Raw genomic sequence first — 17,261 nt, 5'->3', positions numbered from 1 at the left:
GCAAATCGCGCTGGCGAACAAAAAGACAACGAAACAGGTTTATCGCGGACGCGCGTAGATGAAATTTACACTCACCATTATCGACTGGCAGGCACGAGCGCCGGGACTCAGCGATGCCGACGCATGGCAGGCGTGGTCACGCCGGTCTGACGCCATCGATCCCGCTGCGCCGCTGGCGAAACTGACCGATCTGCCGATGATGACCGCCCGCCGCCTTAACCCGGGCAGCAGGCAGGCCGTCGATCTTGGCCTGGCCATGCTTCGCAAACACCGCATCGACGCCGTCGTCTACGCCAGCCGCCATGGCGAACTGGAACGCAATTACCGCATTCTGGAAGCGCTGGCGGCAGAGGAGCCTGTTTCACCTACCGATTTTGCGATGTCGGTCCACAACTCGGCGGTTGGTAATTTGACCATCGCTGCCCGCCAGCCGATCGTCTCGTCGTCGGTGTCCGCCGGTATGGATACTTTTCAGCAGAGCTTATGCGAGGTGCTGAGCCTGCTGCATGCGGGCTACTCCCGCGTGCTGCTGGTGGATTTCGACGGCCTGCTGCCCGCGTTTTACCACGCCGGGCTGCCGCCCCAGATGCCCGTCTGGCCCTACGCGCTGGCGCTGGTGATTGAAGCCGGAGAGGCGCTCAGCTGTGAAACGCACGGTAAAAGCGCAGGTGAAGAGCCCGCGCTGCCGCAAAGCCTTCAGTTCCTGCGCCATTATCTGAGCGACGAACAACGCTTCACCCTGCCCGGCGAGCGCCTTGAGTGGCAATGGACGCGCCGGTGAGCGGGCTGCTTACTCGCCTCGAACGGCTATGGCGCGTGCTGATGACCGGATTCTGCTTCGCGCTGTTCGGCTTCGGCGGGCTGATGCTGTCGCTGGTGTGGTTTAACCTGCTGCTGATTTTCCAGCGCGACCGCACCAGGCGCCGCCGTCTTGCACGCCGCAGCATCTCCGCCAGCTTTCGCCTGTTCCTCGCGGTGGTACGCGGGGTCGGGGTGCTGGATTACCGCTTCACGAACCTGGACGCGCTGCGCGCCGAGCGCGGCTGTCTGGTGATTGCGAATCACCCTTCGCTGCTGGACTACGTCCTGCTGGCTTCGGTGATGAACGAAACCGACTGTCTGGTGAAAAGCGCGTTGCGGCGTAACCCGTTCGTCAGCGGCGCGATCCGCGCGGCCGATTATCTGATTAACAGCGAAGCAGACGCGCTGCTTTCCGCCAGCCAGCGGCGTCTGGCCCAGGGCGACACGCTGCTCATCTTCCCGGAAGGGACCCGCACCCGGGTGGGCGAAGGGATTACCCTGCAACGCGGGGCGGCGAATATTGCCGTTCGCTGCAACAGCGCCGTGCGCGTGGTTATTATCCACTGTAGCGAACGGATGCTGGATAAACAGAGCAGCTGGTATAACGTTCCCCCCAATAAACCTGTTTTCACCGTGGATGTTCGCGAACGCATCAACATTCATGATTTTTATGATGCGAGCCAGCACGAGCCCGCGCTGGCGGCAAGGCAGTTAAACCGGCATATGCAGCATCAGTTAACAACCGGTCTTCAATCTTTGTCAGGAACGAAAGATGCAAGCGCTCTATCTTGAAATTAAGAATCTCATTATCTCTACGCTGAATCTGGAAGAACTTACCCCAGAGGATATAGATACAGACGCCGCGCTGTTTGGCGACGGGCTGGGTCTGGACTCAATCGACGCCCTTGAGCTGGGGCTGGCGGTGAAAAATCAGTACGGCGTAGTGCTTTCTGCCGAAAGCGACGAGATGCGTCAGCACTTCTATTCCGTTGCCACGCTCGCTGCTTTTATCCATCAACAACGCGCCTGAGAATGACCCGCTATGACAGAACAAAAAACGATTTATCAGGAAGTCTCTGCGCTTCTTATTACGCTGTTTGAAGTCGCGCCGGAGGATATTACGCCAGAGGCACGGCTTTACGAAGACCTGGATCTCGACAGCATCGATGCCGTTGATATGGTGGTGCACCTGCAAAAGAAAACGGGCCATAAAATCAAGCCTGAAACCTTCAAAGCGGTGCGCACGGTGCAGGACGTCGTGGACGTTGTGGAACAGCTTCAGCGCGACGCGTAACGTGCGTTCAATTCCGGTACTTCCCGTCCTGACGGGGCTGATGCTGCTGGCATGGCCGTTTTTGATCGGCTTCGGTCTGGCGAATAATAGTCTGCACGGCATCCTGCCCGTGATGGCGCTGGTGCTGCTGTTGCGCGTCTGCCAGGCCCGCCGGCAGGACGGCCCCCTGCGCTATACGCTCGTGGGCGTAGCGCTCGTGGGCATCGTGCTTTGCGCCGCGAGCTATGTCCTGCACGCGCACCGGTGGGTGCTGTATTATCCGGTGGCGGTGAATCTGGTCATGCTGGCGGCGTTTGGCGGCTCGCTGTGGACGTCAATGCCTGTCGTCGAACGGCTGGCGCGCCTCCGTGAACCGGATCTCTCCCCCGCCGGGGTACGTTACACGCGCCGGGTGACTCAGGTTTGGTGCGGCTTTTTTATTATCAACGGGGCGATTGCGCTGTTTACCGTGCTGCACGGCGATATCCGCCTGTGGACGCTGTGGAACGGGATGATTGCCTATCTCCTGATGGGCACGCTGGCGATCTGCGAGTGGCTGGTGCGGCAACGGGTGATGAAAAACGATGATTAATCCTCTTCCGCTGGGCCAGTGGCTCAACGCGCCCCGTCCTGACGATACGCCCGTTGCCTGGCGCGGGGAGCGCCTCTGGACGCTCGGCGACCTGCGCCACGACGTCACGCGCCTGGTCGACGCGCTGCGTCATGAAGGCGGCGATCGCTGGGCGCTGTGCGTTGAGGACGGCTATCTGTTTATTGTTGCGCTGCTGGCGACGCTGCACGCGGGCAAAACGCCCGTTCTTCCCGGCCACGCCCGCGGCGCGCAGCTTGATGAGCAGCGGGCGCTGTTCAGCGGCATCCTGAGCGATACCGCGCTTGACGTTCAGGGGCGACAGCTGCGGGTGACTTGCGCAACGCGGACGGACCGCGCCTTTTCACCGCTGCCCGATATCGACAAAACGCGCGTGATTGAGCTTTACACCTCCGGCTCGACCGGCACGCCGCAGCGGGTGAGCAAGCCGGTGGTCAGCCTGGATCGCGAAGCCCGCCTGCTGGCGGACCATTTTGGCGATCGCCTGGCGGGCCGTCACGTCGTGGCTTCCGTGGTTCTGCACCACCTGTACGGCCTGACGTTTCGGGTCGTCCTGCCGATGGCGCTCGGCCTGCCGCTGCACGCCAGCCTGCTCAGCTATGCCGAACAGCTCTCTGCCCTGCCCGACGATAAACGCTATCTTTTCATCAGCAGCCCGGCGTTCCTCAGGCGGCTTGACCCGTCGCTGACGCCGCCGCCCGTCGACCTCCTTCTCTCCGCCGGCGGCGTGCTGCCCTGGCGGGATATCGCCGCGGTTCACGGCTGGCTCAGCGTCTGGCCGGACGAGATTTATGGCAGCACGGAAACGGGGGTTATGGCCTGGCGCTACCGTCAGGAGGAAAGCACGCTCTGGGAGCCTTTCCCCGGCGTGACGTTTCACGGCGACCGCGTTTTGTCGCCGCTGATCCACGAGCCGGAGGGGATCGCGCTGGATGATATCCTGCATTTCACGGCTGACGGGCGGTTCAGCCTCGCCGGGCGTCGGGGGCGGGTGGTGAAAATTGAAGATAAGCGTATTTCGCTCGATGAAGTCGAGCGCCGCCTGCTGGCGCTGGACGGCATCCGCGAGGCCGCCGCGCTGGCGGTCACGCGCGGCGGGCGTCAGGGCATTGGCGCGCTGCTGGTGCTCAGCGACGAGGCGCGTCTGCACAGAGAAAGAGTGGGTAAAAACGTTCAGGAATCTGCCTGGCGTCGCGCCCTTCGTCCCTGGCTTGAGCCGGTTGCCGTACCGCGCTGCTGGCGCATCGTTGATGAAATTCCGGTCAACAGCATGAACAAGCGCGTGACCGCGCAGCTACAGGAGCTATTTCATGAAGATGCATGAGATCGAACGCCGCCAGCCCGAGCCCGGGCATCTGGAGATAACGCTCTATCTCGACCCCGGCCTGGTCTGGTTCAGGGGGCATTTCGCCGTACAGCCGCTGCTTCCCGGCGTGGCGCAGCTCGACTGGGTGATGCACTACGCCGCCGCGCTGGCGCCGGGCTATCGCTTTCACAGTATTCAGAACGTGAAGTTCGCGGCCCCGCTGCTGCCTGAGAATACGGTGTCGCTGCTCCTGGCCTGGCAGCCCGAACGCCAGATGCTCACCTTCAGCTATCAGCGCCATGCGGGCGGCGAGCGCCATACCGCCAGCAGCGGGAAAATTCGCTTATGCCAGTAGCCTTCCGCCCCTGCGTGCTGATCCCGTGCTACAACCACGGCGCGACGATGCCCTCGGTGCTGGCGCGCCTCGCGCCGTTCGATCTGCCCTGCCTGGTGGTGGACGACGGCAGCGATGCCCCCACCCGCCGCACGCTTGAAGCGCTGGCGGCGGAGCGATCGCGGGTCACGCTGCTGCGCCTGCCAGAAAACCGCGGTAAGGGCGCGGCGGTGATGCAGGGTCTGGAAGCCTGCGCAGCGCGCGGCTTCACCCACGCCGTTCAGGTGGACGCTGACGGCCAGCACGCTATCGAAGACATCCCCAAACTGCTGGCGCTGGCCGAACGCCACCCCGAGGCGTTAATTTCCGGGCAGCCCGTTTACGATGATTCGATTCCCCGCTCGCGCCTGTACGGACGCTGGATCACGCACGTCTGGGTCTGGATCGAGACCCTCTCCCTGCAGCTGAAAGACAGCATGTGCGGTTTTCGCGTTTACCCTGTCGCACCGGTACTGCGCCTTGCGGCAGAGGTGCCGCTCGGTAAGCGGATGGATTTTGACACCGAGGTGATGGTGCGACTCTACTGGCAGGGCAACACCAGCTATTTTCTGCCCACCCGCGTGACCTACCCGCCGGACGGGATATCCCATTTCGATGCCCTGAGAGACAACGTGCGCATCTCGCTGATGCATACCCGCCTGTTCCTCGGCATGCTGCCGCGCATGCCCGCGCTGCTGATGCGTCGCCGCGCGCAGCACTGGGCGCGGCAGCAGGAGGTGAAAGGGCTGTGGGGCATGCGCCTGATGCTGCGCGTCTGGCAGCTGCTGGGGCGAAAGGCGTTTACCGTCCTGCTGTGGCCGGTGACCGCCGTCTACTGGCTCACCGCCCGCTCTGCGCGTCAGGCGTCCCGGCAGTGGCTGGCGCGCGTCAGGCGGGTGATGGCGCAGCGGCAAATGCCGAAACCCGCGCGGCTCAACAGCTTTTCCCACTTCCTGCGCTTCGGTCATGCCATGCTCAACAAGGTGGCCAGCTGGCGCGGCGAAATGAAGCTGCATCGCGATCTGGTCTTTGCGCCGGGAGCGCAGGAGGCGCTTGGTCTCGACGATCCTCAGGGTAAACTGCTGCTGGCATCGCACCTTGGCGACGTGGAAGCCTGCCGGGCGCTGGCGCAGCGTGAAGGCGCAAAAACCATCAACGCGCTGGTCTTTAGCGATAACGCCAGACGGTTTAAGCAGGTGATGGAGGAGATGGCCCCGCAGGCGGGCATTCACCTGATGCCCGTCACCGACATTGGCCCGGATACCGCCATCCTCATTAAAGAGAAGCTCGATCGCGGCGAATGGGTGGCGATCGTGGGCGATCGCATCGCCGTCACCCCACAGCGCGGCGGCAGCTGGCGGGTGATCTGGAGCGAGTTCCTGGGCCAGCCCGCGCCGTTCCCGCAGGGGCCGTTTATCCTGGCGTCCATCTTACGCTGCCCGGTGGTGCTCATTTTTGCCCTCTGCCAGCAGGGAAAACTGACCCTGCACTGCGAGCGCTTCGCTGACCCGCTGCTGCTGCCGCGCGGCGAACGCCAGCAGGCGCTACAGCAGACCGTCGACCGCTATGCGCAGCGGCTGGAGCACTACGCGCTCATGTCGCCGCTCGACTGGTTTAATTTTTTCGATTTCTGGCGGCTGCCAGAGGTCAACGAGAAGGAGTAAAGGGTGCTGACCGATCCCCGCTTTACGGCTGAAGTTGAAATCACCGTCCCCTTCCACGACGTCGATATGATGGGCGTGGTGTGGCACGGCAACTACTTCCGTTACTTTGAGATTGCCCGCGAAGCGCTGCTCAACCAGTTTGACTACGGCTATCGCCAGATGAAAGCCTCGGGCTACGTCTGGCCCGTGGTGGATACCCGCGTGAAGTACCGCGACGCGGTGACCTTCGAGCAGCGCATCCGCGTTCGCGCCCGGATTGAAGAGTATGAAAACCGCCTGCGCATCGCCTATCAAATCGTTGACGCGCAAACCGGGAAACGCACCACCACCGGCTACACCATTCAGGTGGCGGTGGATGAAGCAAGCCGGGAGATGTGCTTTGTCAGCCCGGCCATTCTGTTCGAACGCATGGGGATCGCGCCATGAAATGGATACCTCTTATCGCCCTGCTGCTTAGCCCGCTGGTCAGCGCGGTGACGCTGGATGAACTGCAGCAGCGGTTTGCGGAGCAGCCGGTCGTGCGCGCGCACTTTGAACAGACCCGCACCATCAAGGGCATGCCCCAGCCGCTGCGCTCGCGGGGGGAGATGCTGATCGCCCGTGACGACGGCCTGCTGTGGGATCAACAGGCGCCGTTCCCGATGACGCTGCTGCTGGATGACAAACGGATGGTGCAGGCGATCGGCGGCCAGCCGCCGCAGACCATCACCGCCGACAATAACCCGCAGATGTTCCAGTTCAACCATCTGCTGCGGGCGCTGTTCCAGGCCGACCGTAAGGTACTGGAAGAGAACTTCCGCATCGATTTTCAGGATCGGGGGGAAGGCCGCTGGTCGCTGGTGCTGACGCCAGTCACCACACCGCTGGACAAGATTTTCGCCACCCTTGATTTGCAGGGTGCCCTCTATCTGGAGTCTATTCGCCTGAACGACAGGCAGGGCGACACGACGGATATCACCCTTTCCCGCCACCAGCTTACGCCCGCTCGCCTGACCGATGCAGAACGCCAACGCTTTGCCGCACCGTAACCCTCTGCGCCCGGCGCTGCTGTGGGCTGGGTTATGCCTGATCCTGCTCGTCGTGCTGCTGTCGCTGCTGCCCGGCGCGCGGCTGAACAGCAGCGTGCTCGCCATGCTGCCGAAACAGACGCTCGGGGCAGTTCCTCCGGCCCTCAACGACGGGTTTATGCAGCGCCTGGACCGCCAGCTCGTCTGGCTGGTCAGCCCCGGCAAACGGCCGGACCCGCGCGTGGCGCAGCAGTGGTTAACCCTGCTGCAACGCAGCCAGGCGCTCAGCGAGGTAAAAGGCCCGCTGGACGCCGCCGGGCAACGGGCGTGGGGGGATTTTTTCTGGCAGCACCGCAATGGTCTGATCGATCCGGCCACCCGCGCCCGCCTGCAAAACGGCGGAGAGGCGCAGGCCCGGTGGATCCTGTCGCAGCTTTACTCCGCCTTTTCCGGCGTGAGCGGCAGGGAGCTGCAAAACGATCCGCTGATGCTGACGCGCGGCGCGCAGCTCGCGCTGGCGAAGAACAGCCAGAAGATGCAGCTGATGGACGGCTGGCTGGTGACGAAAGATGAGGCCGGAAACTACTGGTATCTGCTGCACGGCGAGCTGGCGGGCTCCTCGTTTGATATGCAGCAAACCCACCGGCTGGTGACCACCCTTAACGCGTTGCAGCAGACGCTGAAAGCCCGGTATCCACAGGCGCAGCTGCTCTCGCGCGGAACGGTGTTCTACAGCGATTACGCCAGCCAGCAGGCCAAACGGGATATTTCCACGCTCGGCGTCGCCACGGTGCTCGGCGCGATCCTGCTGATTGTGTCGGTGTTCCGCTCCGTGCGCCCGCTGCTGCTGAGCCTGCTCTCAATTGCCATCGGCGCGCTGGCGGGCACGGTCGCGACGCTCCTGCTGTTCGGCGAGCTGCATCTGATGACGCTGGTGATGAGCATGAGCATCATCGGTATCTCGGCGGACTATACGATTTACTACCTCACGGAGCGGATGGTGCACGGCGCGACACAAACGCCCTGGCAGAGCCTGGAGAAAGTGCGTAACGCGCTGCTGCTGGCGCTGCTGACCACCGTCGTGGCGTATCTTTTCATGATGCTGGCTCCCTTCCCCGGCATTCGGCAGATGGCGGTGTTCGCCGCCGCAGGGCTGAGCGCCTCGTGCCTGACGGTGATTTTCTGGCATCCGTGGCTGTGCCGGGGGATGCCGGTTCGCCCGGTGCCCCTGTGCGGGGTGATGCAGCGCTGGCTGGACGCCTGGCGCAACGGTAGAGCCCTCTCCGTCGGGCTGCCGGTAGCGCTGGCGCTGCTCTCCGCCATCGGGATCGCCAGCCTGCGGGTTGATGACGATATCGCCCAGCTTCAGGCGCTGCCGCAGGGCATACTGGCCCAGGAAAAAGCCATCACCGCCCTGACCGGGCAGAACGTCGATCAGAAGTGGTTTGTGGTGTACGGCGCGTCGGCTCAGCAAACGCTGGAGCGGCTGGAGGCGTTTACCCCGGCGCTGGCGCAGGCGCAAAAAGCCGGCGAGTTTTCCCGCTGGCGCACCCTGCCGCTGAACTCGCTGACGCGCCAGGAGAGCGATCTGCGACTGCTGCGCGGCGCCGCGCCGACGGTAACGAACATGCTGCAAAGCGCGGGGATGAACGCCGTGACGCCGAATCTGAACGCCATGCCCGTCAGCATGGAGACGTGGCTCGCGAGCCCCGCCAGCGAGGGCTGGAGACTGCTGTGGCTGACGCTGCCGGACGGTAAAAGCGGCGTGCTGGTTCCGGTCGACGGCGTCAGAAACAGCGCCGCACTCGGCGAGCTGGCCGCCCGCCATGCAGGGGTCGTCTGGGTCGACCGTAAGGCCAGCTTCGACAGCCTGTTTGCGCTTTACCGCGCGCTGCTGACGGGGCTGCTGTGCGTGGCGCTGGCAGTGATTGCCTGCGGCGCGGTGGTGCGTCTCGGCTGGCGCAAAGGGCTGGTGGCCCTGGTGCCGTCCGTGCTGTCGCTGGGCGGCGGGCTGGCGGCGCTGGCCGTGGCAGGCCACCCGGTGAACCTGTTTTCCCTGCTGGCGCTGGTGCTGGTTCTGGGCATTGGCATCAACTACACGCTGTTTTTCAGCAACCCGCGCGGTACGCCGCTGACCTCCATGCTGGCAATTACTCTTGCCATGATGACTACCCTGCTGACGCTGGGGATGCTGGTGTTCAGCACCACCCAGGCCATCAGCAGTTTTGGCATTGTGCTGGTGAGCGGTATCTTTACCGCGTTCCTGCTCGCTCCGCTGGCGATGCCCGCTAACAAAGAGAACACACCATGACCCGTTTTATTCGCCTGGCGACGGTCGTGATGGCCCTGCTGCTGGCGGGATGTAGCCATACGACGAACCGCGATGACGCGCGCCCTCAGGCCTGGCTACAGCCGGGCACCCGCGTCACGCTACCGCCGCCGGGCATCACCCCGGCTATTCGTTCGCAGCAGCTTCTGACCGGCAGCTTTAAGGGTCAAACCCAGTCACTGCTGGTAATGCTTAACGCAGACGAACATAAAGTGACGCTCGCCGGCCTCTCCTCCGTCGGGATCCGCCTGTTCCTCGCCACCTACGACGAGACCGGGATCCACACCGAGCAGTCGGTTGTGATGCCGCAGCTGCCGCCAGCAAGCCAGGTTCTGGCCGATGTGATGCCTAGCCACTGGCCGCTCCGCGCCTGGCAGCCGCAGTTGCCGAAAGGCTGGACGCTGAACGATACTGACGCCAGACGCGAACTGCGCAACCCCGACGGCAAACTGGTTACGGAAATTGTTTACCTGAACCGCAGCGGCAAACGCGAGCCGGTCAGCATTGTGCAGCACGTTTTTAACTACCACATCACCATTCAATATCTGGGTGACTGAGATGATTTACCTTTCTGCGGTTGGCATGGTCAACGCCCTGGGCAACTCGGCTGATGAAATAGCGGCAAACCTGAACGCAGGCATGGCGCCCGGGATGCGTCCGCGCGCGGGCTGGCTACAGGGCTTTCCGGAGGCCGTGCTGGGAGGCGTTGAGGGTGAACTTCCGCCTATACCCGAGCGTTTTTCCGCCCATCGCAGCCGCAACAACCAGCTGCTGCTGGCGGCGCTGGCGCAAATCCGGCCCTCGGTTGAGGCGGCCATTAACCGCGCAGGACGCGACCGCGTGGCGGTGGTGCTGGGCACCAGCACCTCCGGGCTGGACGAGGGGGATGAAAACGTGCGCCTCTCCCGTAGCGGGGAGCGCAGCCCGCAGTGGCAATATCCGCAGCAGGAGCTCGGCGATCCGTCGCGCTTTCTCGCCAGCTGGCTTGAGCTGGACGGCCCGGCGTATACCATCTCGACGGCCTGCTCCTCCAGCGCGCGGGCGATTATCAGCGGGCGTCGCCTGATCGACGCCGGGCTGGTGGACGTCGCCATCGTCGGCGGGGCAGACAGCCTGAGCCGCATGCCGGTTAACGGCTTCAACAGCCTGGAGTCACTCTCGCCGACCCTGTGCGAGCCGTTTGGCCGCGACCGTCGGGGGATCACCATTGGTGAAGCGGCGGCGCTCATGGTGCTGACCCGCGAGCCGGGAGAAATTGCGCTTCTGGGCGCGGGAGAATCCAGCGATGCGTACCATATTTCCGCCCCGCATCCGCAGGGTGAAGGGGCGATCCGCGCCATCAACCAGGCGCTGAACGAGGCGGGGATCACGGCGGAGGACGTAGGCTATATCAACCTGCACGGCACCGCCACGCCGCTGAACGATCGGATCGAGGCGCAGGCGATCCACGACCTCTTTGGCGAGCGCGTGCCGTGCAGCTCGACGAAACACCTAACCGGCCACACGCTGGGCGCCGCCGGGGTCACGGAGGCAGCCCTGAGCTGGCTGATCCTGACCCGCGGCCTGCCGCTGCCGCCGCAGGATTTTTCCCGCTACGCGCCGGACGACACGCTCCCCGCCTGCGGCTTGCTGCACCACAGCGCGCCGCTGAAAAAGCCGACGATCCTGTCGAACTCGTTCGCGTTTGGCGGCAACAACGCCAGCCTTCTGCTGGGGAGAGTGTGATGCGCTATTTACCGCCAGGCGATTATCTTCCTCACGACGCGCCGATGATGCTGCTCGAAACCGTTGAGAGCGTCACCGACGACAGCGCCGTCTGCCGCGTGACGGTAAACGGGCAGGGCGTCCTTGCGCCCTTTCTGAACGCTAATGGCGACCTGCCCGGCTGGTTTGCGCTGGAGCTGATGGCCCAGACCGTGGGCGTCTGGTCTGAGTGGCACCGGATGCAAAAAGGGCTGCCGCACTGTGCGCTGGGTATGGTGCTGGGCGCGCGCGAGCTGGCGTGCGCCGCGGGACATTTTGCCGCAGGCAGCACGCTGAACATCACCATCGAACGCCTGATGCAGGATGAACGCTTCGGCAGCTTCGAGTGCACCGTTCAGTGCGACGGCGTGCCCCTCGCCACGGGCCGCGTGAATACCTTCCAGCCGAGCGAGGATGAATTAACCACACTTTTCAACCAGGGAACACCATCATGAGTCTGAGTCGATCCGTACTGGTCACCGGGGCCAGCAAAGGCATTGGCCGCGCCATCGCCCTTCAGCTTGCGGCGGACGGTTTTACCGTCGGCGTGCACTACCATCGTGATGAGGCGGGCGCGCAGGAGACGCTGGATGCGATTGTCCGGGCGGGCGGCGCGGGCCGTTTACTCACGTTCGACGTGGGCAACCGCGAGCAGTGCCGCACGGTGCTGGAGCAGGAGATCGCCGATCGCGGCGCGTTTTATGGCGTGGTAAGTAACGCCGGCATTACCCGCGACGGCGCATTTCCGGCGCTCAGTGAGGATGACTGGGACCGCGTGATCCACACCAATCTCGACAGTTTTTATAACGTTATTCACCCCTGCATTATGCCGATGATTGGCACCCGCAGGGGCGGGCGGATCGTCACCCTGTCGTCGGTGTCAGGCATTATGGGCAACCGTGGGCAGGTGAACTACAGCGCGGCCAAAGCCGGGATTATCGGGGCCACCAAAGCGCTCGCCACCGAGCTGGCGAAACGCAAAATCACCGTCAACTGCATCGCGCCGGGGCTGATTGATACCGGCATGATCGAGATGGACGAGGCCGCGCTGAACGCGGCGATGTCGATGATACCCATGCAGCGCATGGGCCAGGCCGAGGAGGTGGCCGGGCTGGCGAGCTATCTGATGTCGGATAAGGCAGGCTACGTGACGCGCCAGGTGATTTCGATTAACGGAGGCATGCTATGACCCGCCGGGTAGTGATTACGGGCACGGGCGGCGTTACCGCGTTTGGCGAGGACTGGCCGACCATTTCGCGCCGCCTGCGCGGGTATGAAAATGCGGTGCGCACCATGACGGAGTGGCAGGCGTATGACGGCCTGCAAACCCTGCTCGCCGCGCCGATTGAAGGCTTCACCCTCCCCGCTCACTACACCCGCAAGCGCATTCGCGCCATGGGCCGCGTGTCGCTGCTTTCAACCCGCGCCACCGAGCTGGCGCTGGAGCAGGCGGGCCTGATCGACGACGCGGTGCTCACCAACGGTCAGACCGGGATCGCCTACGGCTCGTCGACAGGCAGCACCGGGCCGGTCAGCGAGTTTGCCTCCATGCTCACGGAAAAGCACACCCATAACATCACCGGCACCACCTACGTGCAGATGATGCCGCACACCACTGCGGTCAACACCGGGCTGTTCTTTGGCCTGCGCGGACGGGTGATCCCCACGTCGAGCGCCTGCACCTCCGGCAGCCAGGCGATTGGCTACGCCTGGGAAGCGATTCGTCACGGATACCAGACGGTGATGGTGGCGGGCGGCGCGGAAGAGCTGTGCCCCTCGGAGGCGGCGGTTTTCGATACCCTGTTTGCCACCAGCCAGCGTAACGACGCGCCGAAAACCACGCCGTCGCCGTTTGACGTTCAGCGCGACGGCCTGGTGATTGGCGAAGGGGCTGGCACCTTAATTCTGGAAGAGCTGGAGCACGCCACCGCGCGCGGGGCGACAATTTATGGCGAGATCGTGGGGTTTGCCACCAACTGCGATGCGGCGCACATCACTCAGCCCCAGCGTGAAACCATGCAGGTGTGTATGGAGCAGTCGCTGGCGATGGCCGGTCTGCAGCCTCAGGACATCGGCTACATTTCTGCCCACGGCACGGCGACCGACCGCGGGGATATCGCCGAGAGCCAGGCGACCGCCGCCATTTTCGGCGACGGGGTGCCCATTTCATCCTTAAAGAGCTACTTCGGCCATACTCTGGGCGCCTGCGGGGCGCTGGAAGCCCTGCTGAGCCTGCACATGATGCGGGAGGGCTGGTTCACGCCGACGCTCAATTTAAGACAACCGGATGAGCAATGTGGCGCTTTAGATTATATTATGGGGGAAGCCCGCCCGATTGACTGCGAATTTATACAGAGCAATAACTTTGCCTTTGGCGGCATCAATACCTCGATAATCATCAAACGCTGGGCGTAACTATGTACCAGTTTGTACTGGGAAAGATCTCCACCCTTAGCGCGGACCCGCTGGCGTCAACGCTCGCTGACAGGGCACCTCAGGGTGCACGACGCGCTTCCTGGCTTGCAGGCCGGACGCTGCTCGCCAGAACCTTATCCCCCTCGCCTCTCCCCGAGATAATCTACGGCGAGCAGGGAAAACCGGCCTTCGCTAGCGGCCATCCGCTGTGGTTTAACCTGAGCCACAGCGGGGACGACATTGCCCTGCTGCTGAGCGACGAAGGCGAAGTTGGCTGCGATATTGAAGCGATCCGCCCGCGCGAGAACTGGCAGGCGCTGGCGAATGCCGTCTTCAGCCTTACCGAACATGCCGAGCTGGAGCGTGAAGCGCCGGAAGAGCAGCTTTCCGCCTTCTGGCGCATCTGGACGCGCAAAGAGGCCATCGTCAAACAGCGCGGCGGCAGCGCGTGGCAGATTGTCAGCATTGACAGCACCGCGCAGCCGCTGCCGGTCAGCCAGCTACGCGTCGGATCGCTGAGCCTTGCGGTCTGTACGCCCACGCCCTTCACCCTGACGGCGGAATTAATCGCTTATTCCGGTACCTCTGCGGCATAAAAAACGGCCATTCCGGTAAAACCGCAATGGCCGATGTGCACTTAACGCGCTGCGAAGCTTATTTTAAATTTTCAGGGAAGTTTGCCGGCAGCTCGCTGGCGGCACACGCAATAACGCTGTCATCGTTAGCGCCGCAGTCGCGTACAAAGGTAATCGTCGCAAATTCATCAATCACCTCCGTCGGATAGGCCGGACCGGCATCACGGTAGCTGTTCATCAGCGGAATGTGATCGTTCTGGAAGCAGACGGTTTTTTCCGGATTGTTCATGACCCAGCGCGGGAAGAAGATGGTGCCGTGGAACAGGCTGTCGCCCAGGTTCACAATCAGGCTTACGTCGGTACCGGTTGGCTCCGTCCAGGAAATTTTATAGATGCTCTCCCCGACGCGAACGATGTACGCCTGCTGATCTTTCACCCAACGGTTGCCCACCAGACCGCTGTGAATACGGTAGTCGAGGGTGTTCTCGTTTTTGACGTAAATTTCGTAGTTCCAGCCATTATCGTAGGTATAAACCAGATGTTTGCCGACGAAGCCGCTTAAGTCATGTTTGTCGAAGGTGCTCATAAGATGTCTCCTTTGTTTTGATGAAGCTATCGTACCCCTTCAAAAAATGAATGAATAACGCTATGTTTGAATCAAATTCATCCAAAATTTAGATTGATCATGCATAAGACGACGCTAGAACAATGGGCCCTGCTGGAGAGAGTAGTTGAGGCTGGCAGCTTTGCCAGAGCTGCGGAGGAGACGCACCGCAGCCAGTCCTCGGTCAGCTATAACCTGTCGCTTTTGCAGGAGCGGCTTGGCGTGGCGCTGTTAATGACTGAAGGCAGGCGGGCGGTGCTGACCCCGGCGGGAGAATTATTGCTGAATCAGGTGAAGCCGCTGCTGAAAGCCTTCGCCTACGTTGAGACGCGCGCCGCCACCCTGCGCAGCGGTATGCGAACCCGTATCGATCTGATGGTAGACAGTATTTTTCCGCGCGGCCGGCTGTTTGCGATTTTGCGCCAGTTCCAGCAGCGGTATCCGCAAACGCAGGTGCGGCTCACCGAGGTGCTGGAAAACAGCCGGGAAGATGCGCTCAATGATGAAGCCGACGTGATGGTCTTAACCCGCCGCCAGGACATTACCGGGCTGGGTGAATGGCTAATGAACATTGATTTTGTCGCCGTCGCGCATCATGCGCACCCGCTTTTTGCGCTGGACACGCCGCTAAATGACGAGACGCTGCGGCCGTGGCCACGCATTCAGATCGCAGACAGCCAGCCCGCCGTTCGCCCGGGCGGCGAGTCGTGGACCTTTTCCACCATTGATGCCGCGATCGAGGCGGTGATGTATCAGGTTGGGTACGGCTGGCTACCGGAAGAACGCATTCAGCCCCTGCTTCAGCAAGGCATACTCAAAACCCTGCCCCTCAGCCACGGCGTTCGACGCGCCACGCCGCTCCACCTCATCGTTAAGCGCTCCCTTAGCCCGCTGGACGAGCAGGTTGAGACGTTGTTGCGCCTTTTTAGGCAGGAGCCGTCATCGTCAACTGCTACGCTTTAAGGTCTGAAGGTTAAGACGACAAGGAGCGAACGATGAAAATCGATTTAACGGGGAAAGCGGCGCTGGTGACCGCATCAACCGGCGGGATTGGCTTCGCCATCGCCCGCGGGCTGGCGGAAAGCGGTGCGGAAGTGATTGTGAACGGGCGCAGCATCGACTCGGTAAATAAGGGCATTCAGGCGCTGCAGCAGGTGGTGCCAGGCGTACAGGTTCGTGCCGCCGTCGCCGATCTCAGCTCGCCGGAAGGCGTAGACGAATTGCTCAGGGTCGCCTCGCAGGTCGATATTCTGGTCAATAACGCCGGGATTTATGGTCAGCAGGATTTTTACTCCACCGACGACGATACCTGGGAACGCTACTGGCAAACCAACGTGATGTCCGGCGTGCGGCTCTCCCGCGCCCTGCTGCCGGGCATGGTGCAAAAAGGCTGGGGCCGCGTGGTGTTCATCTCGTCAGAATCGGCCCGCAATATTCCTGCGGACATGATCCACTATGGCGTAACGAAAACCGCGCAGCTCTCCCTGGCGCGCGGGCTGGCGAAGTTCGTGGCCGGCAGCGGCGTCACCGTGAACAGCGTGCTGCCCGGGCCGACAATGTCGGACGGCTTCGCCGCGATGATGAAAGACGAGATGGAGAGAACCGGTAAATCGCTGGAACAGCTGGCGAACGCGTTTGTGATGGCGAACCGCCCCAGCTCGGTTATTCAGCGCGCCGCGACGGTTGAAGAAGTGGCCAATATGGTGGTGTATGTCTGTTCAGTGCAGGCCTCCGCTACCTCCGGCGCGGCGCTGCGCGTCGACGGTGGCGTGGTGGATGACATAGTTTGACCCGTCAGTCACAGGTTAGAGAAAAAATGAGGACTGATATAAGGACTGTGAAGATAAAGCAGGTAAACTAGTGAACAGAATGTGTATTTAAGCTAAGACGTATTTATGACCAATATGATTGCCGACGAAGCCGTGGCCAGATCCAGCGTGCTCTCTGTCTTTGACTTTGATGGTACGTTGACGCACCACGACAGCTTTATTCCCTTCCTGCGCTTTGCCTTTGGCAAGCGCTACTTTGCGGGCCGCCTGGTGCGTATGGCCCTGCCCACGCTGCACTGCGTGCGCCGCAAGCTGACGCGTGATGAGCTGAAAGAGGTGCTGATTAAAACCTTCCTGACGGGGGTGGATGAGCGCTGGTTACGCCAGCAGGCAGAGGCCTTTTGTGAAAAATACTGGAGCAAGCTGATGCGCCCGGAAGGCGTTATGGCCGTGGCTAACGAAGTCAACTCCGGTGCGGAAGTGACGATTTGCTCCGCCTCCCCGGCGCTGGTATTACAGCCGTGGGCCGACAAGCTCGGCATTAAGCTGATTGGCACGCAGCTGGAGGTGAAAGACGGCAAGCTGACCGGGCGGATCACCGGCAACAACTGCCGCTGCGCGCAGAAAGTGGCGAGGCTGGAGAAGGTGTATGGCGACCTGAACGCGTATCACCTGCGCGCCTGGGGCGACACGCGAGGCGACCACGAGCTGCTGGCAGCGGCGCAGGATCCGCACTGGCGGCACTTCCATCATCCGCGCAAGCGCCGGAATTCACCGATTAAGGGGTAAGTG

At 62.4% G+C, this 17,261-nt stretch carries 21 protein-coding genes; 20 read left to right on the top strand and 1 reads right to left on the bottom strand.

The genetic code is table 11. The annotated features are described in order from the left end of the window. The first annotated feature begins 58 nt into the window (after positions 1-58). The 17 genes from HWQ14_RS06435 to acpT are packed head-to-tail and all read left to right on the top strand — an operon-like array spanning position 59 to position 14,117. Complete coding sequence (locus HWQ14_RS06435) at positions 59-781, top strand: beta-ketoacyl synthase chain length factor (RefSeq protein ID WP_176609277.1); 723 nt, start codon at positions 59-61, stop codon at positions 779-781. Continuing rightward, on the top strand, positions 766-1,593 hold the full coding sequence (locus HWQ14_RS06430; protein WP_148420535.1) for a lysophospholipid acyltransferase family protein: 828 nt from the start codon (positions 766-768) through the stop codon (positions 1,591-1,593). The genes HWQ14_RS06435 and HWQ14_RS06430 overlap by 16 nt, the downstream gene beginning before the upstream one ends. Then, complete coding sequence (locus tag HWQ14_RS06425) at positions 1,574-1,831, top strand: phosphopantetheine-binding protein (protein WP_003861263.1); 258 nt, start codon at positions 1,574-1,576, stop codon at positions 1,829-1,831. The genes HWQ14_RS06430 and HWQ14_RS06425 overlap by 20 nt, the downstream gene beginning before the upstream one ends. Before the next feature lie 12 nt (positions 1,832-1,843). Next, the gene (locus HWQ14_RS06420; protein ID WP_176609276.1) at positions 1,844-2,095 is read left to right on the top strand and encodes an acyl carrier protein; all 252 of its coding nucleotides are present in this window, start codon (positions 1,844-1,846) and stop codon (positions 2,093-2,095) included. Beyond that, positions 2,067-2,666, top strand: a complete 600-nt coding sequence (locus tag HWQ14_RS06415) for a hypothetical protein (protein WP_176609275.1) — start codon at positions 2,067-2,069, stop codon at positions 2,664-2,666. Before HWQ14_RS06420 ends, HWQ14_RS06415 begins: the two co-directional genes overlap by 29 nt. Continuing rightward, positions 2,659-4,008 carry an acyl-CoA synthetase gene (locus HWQ14_RS06410; protein WP_176609274.1) on the top strand — a complete coding sequence of 450 codons (1,350 nt, stop codon included), beginning with the start codon at positions 2,659-2,661 and terminating at the stop codon, positions 4,006-4,008. The genes HWQ14_RS06415 and HWQ14_RS06410 overlap by 8 nt, the downstream gene beginning before the upstream one ends. Further along, positions 3,995-4,345, top strand: coding sequence for a hydroxymyristoyl-ACP dehydratase (locus HWQ14_RS06405; protein WP_148420531.1), 351 nt, complete (start codon positions 3,995-3,997; stop codon positions 4,343-4,345). Before HWQ14_RS06410 ends, HWQ14_RS06405 begins: the two co-directional genes overlap by 14 nt. Continuing rightward, positions 4,336-6,027, top strand: a complete 1,692-nt coding sequence (locus HWQ14_RS06400; RefSeq protein WP_176609273.1) for a glycosyltransferase family 2 protein — start codon at positions 4,336-4,338, stop codon at positions 6,025-6,027. Before HWQ14_RS06405 ends, HWQ14_RS06400 begins: the two co-directional genes overlap by 10 nt. A gap of 3 nt (positions 6,028-6,030) precedes the next feature. Further along, entirely contained in the window at positions 6,031-6,453 is a 423-nt protein-coding gene (locus tag HWQ14_RS06395) for an acyl-CoA thioesterase (protein ID WP_148420529.1), read from the top strand. After that, positions 6,450-7,055, top strand: coding sequence for an outer membrane lipoprotein carrier protein LolA (locus HWQ14_RS06390; protein WP_176609272.1), 606 nt, complete (start codon positions 6,450-6,452; stop codon positions 7,053-7,055). Before HWQ14_RS06395 ends, HWQ14_RS06390 begins: the two co-directional genes overlap by 4 nt. Further along, positions 7,024-9,345, top strand: coding sequence for an MMPL family transporter (locus HWQ14_RS06385; RefSeq protein WP_176609271.1), 2,322 nt, complete (start codon positions 7,024-7,026; stop codon positions 9,343-9,345). The genes HWQ14_RS06390 and HWQ14_RS06385 overlap by 32 nt, the downstream gene beginning before the upstream one ends. Next, a complete protein-coding gene (locus HWQ14_RS06380) occupies positions 9,342-9,920 on the top strand; it encodes a DUF3261 domain-containing protein (protein ID WP_176609270.1) in 579 nt (192 codons plus the stop codon). Before HWQ14_RS06385 ends, HWQ14_RS06380 begins: the two co-directional genes overlap by 4 nt. 1 nt (position 9,921) lies before the next feature. Further along, a complete protein-coding gene (locus HWQ14_RS06375) occupies positions 9,922-11,088 on the top strand; it encodes a beta-ketoacyl-[acyl-carrier-protein] synthase family protein (protein WP_176609269.1) in 1,167 nt (388 codons plus the stop codon). Continuing rightward, positions 11,088-11,561, top strand: a complete 474-nt coding sequence (locus HWQ14_RS06370; protein WP_176609268.1) for a 3-hydroxy-fatty acyl-ACP dehydratase — start codon at positions 11,088-11,090, stop codon at positions 11,559-11,561. The genes HWQ14_RS06375 and HWQ14_RS06370 overlap by 1 nt, the downstream gene beginning before the upstream one ends. 2 nt (positions 11,562-11,563) lie before the next feature. Then, the gene (locus tag HWQ14_RS06365) at positions 11,564-12,295 is read left to right on the top strand and encodes a 3-ketoacyl-ACP reductase FabG2 (RefSeq protein ID WP_148420605.1); all 732 of its coding nucleotides are present in this window, start codon (positions 11,564-11,566) and stop codon (positions 12,293-12,295) included. Beyond that, positions 12,292-13,521, top strand: coding sequence for a beta-ketoacyl-ACP synthase (locus HWQ14_RS06360; protein ID WP_176609267.1), 1,230 nt, complete (start codon positions 12,292-12,294; stop codon positions 13,519-13,521). The genes HWQ14_RS06365 and HWQ14_RS06360 overlap by 4 nt, the downstream gene beginning before the upstream one ends. Before the next feature lie 2 nt (positions 13,522-13,523). Then, positions 13,524-14,117: a 4'-phosphopantetheinyl transferase AcpT gene (acpT, locus tag HWQ14_RS06355; RefSeq protein ID WP_148420522.1), complete on the top strand. Its 594-nt coding sequence runs from the start codon at positions 13,524-13,526 to the stop codon at positions 14,115-14,117. Positions 14,118-14,175: 58 nt separating this feature from the next. Here the strand turns inward: acpT and HWQ14_RS06350 are convergent, their stop codons facing one another. Further along, entirely contained in the window at positions 14,176-14,682 is a 507-nt protein-coding gene (locus tag HWQ14_RS06350; protein ID WP_148387039.1) for a phenolic acid decarboxylase, read from the bottom strand. Between the two features lie 99 nt (positions 14,683-14,781). Between HWQ14_RS06350 and HWQ14_RS06345 the strand changes: the two genes are divergently transcribed. The 3 genes from HWQ14_RS06345 to HWQ14_RS06335 all read left to right on the top strand — a co-directional run bounded on the left by HWQ14_RS06345 (position 14,782) and on the right by HWQ14_RS06335 (position 17,258). Further along, positions 14,782-15,663 (top strand): LysR family transcriptional regulator, encoded by an 882-nt coding sequence (locus HWQ14_RS06345; RefSeq protein ID WP_176609266.1) that lies wholly within the window; start codon positions 14,782-14,784, stop codon positions 15,661-15,663. 32 nt (positions 15,664-15,695) lie between these two features. Continuing rightward, positions 15,696-16,490 (top strand): SDR family NAD(P)-dependent oxidoreductase, encoded by a 795-nt coding sequence (locus HWQ14_RS06340; protein WP_148420520.1) that lies wholly within the window; start codon positions 15,696-15,698, stop codon positions 16,488-16,490. Between the two features lie 105 nt (positions 16,491-16,595). After that, the gene (locus HWQ14_RS06335) at positions 16,596-17,258 is read left to right on the top strand and encodes an HAD family hydrolase (RefSeq protein WP_176609265.1); all 663 of its coding nucleotides are present in this window, start codon (positions 16,596-16,598) and stop codon (positions 17,256-17,258) included. Positions 17,259-17,261: the final 3 nt, after the last annotated feature.

The organism is Enterobacter cloacae, from assembly GCF_013375935.1.
Classification (GTDB): domain Bacteria; phylum Pseudomonadota; class Gammaproteobacteria; order Enterobacterales; family Enterobacteriaceae; genus Enterobacter; species Enterobacter pasteurii.
Note: the sequence above shows the minus strand (reverse complement) of the source record. Positions and strands in the feature narration are given on the sequence as shown.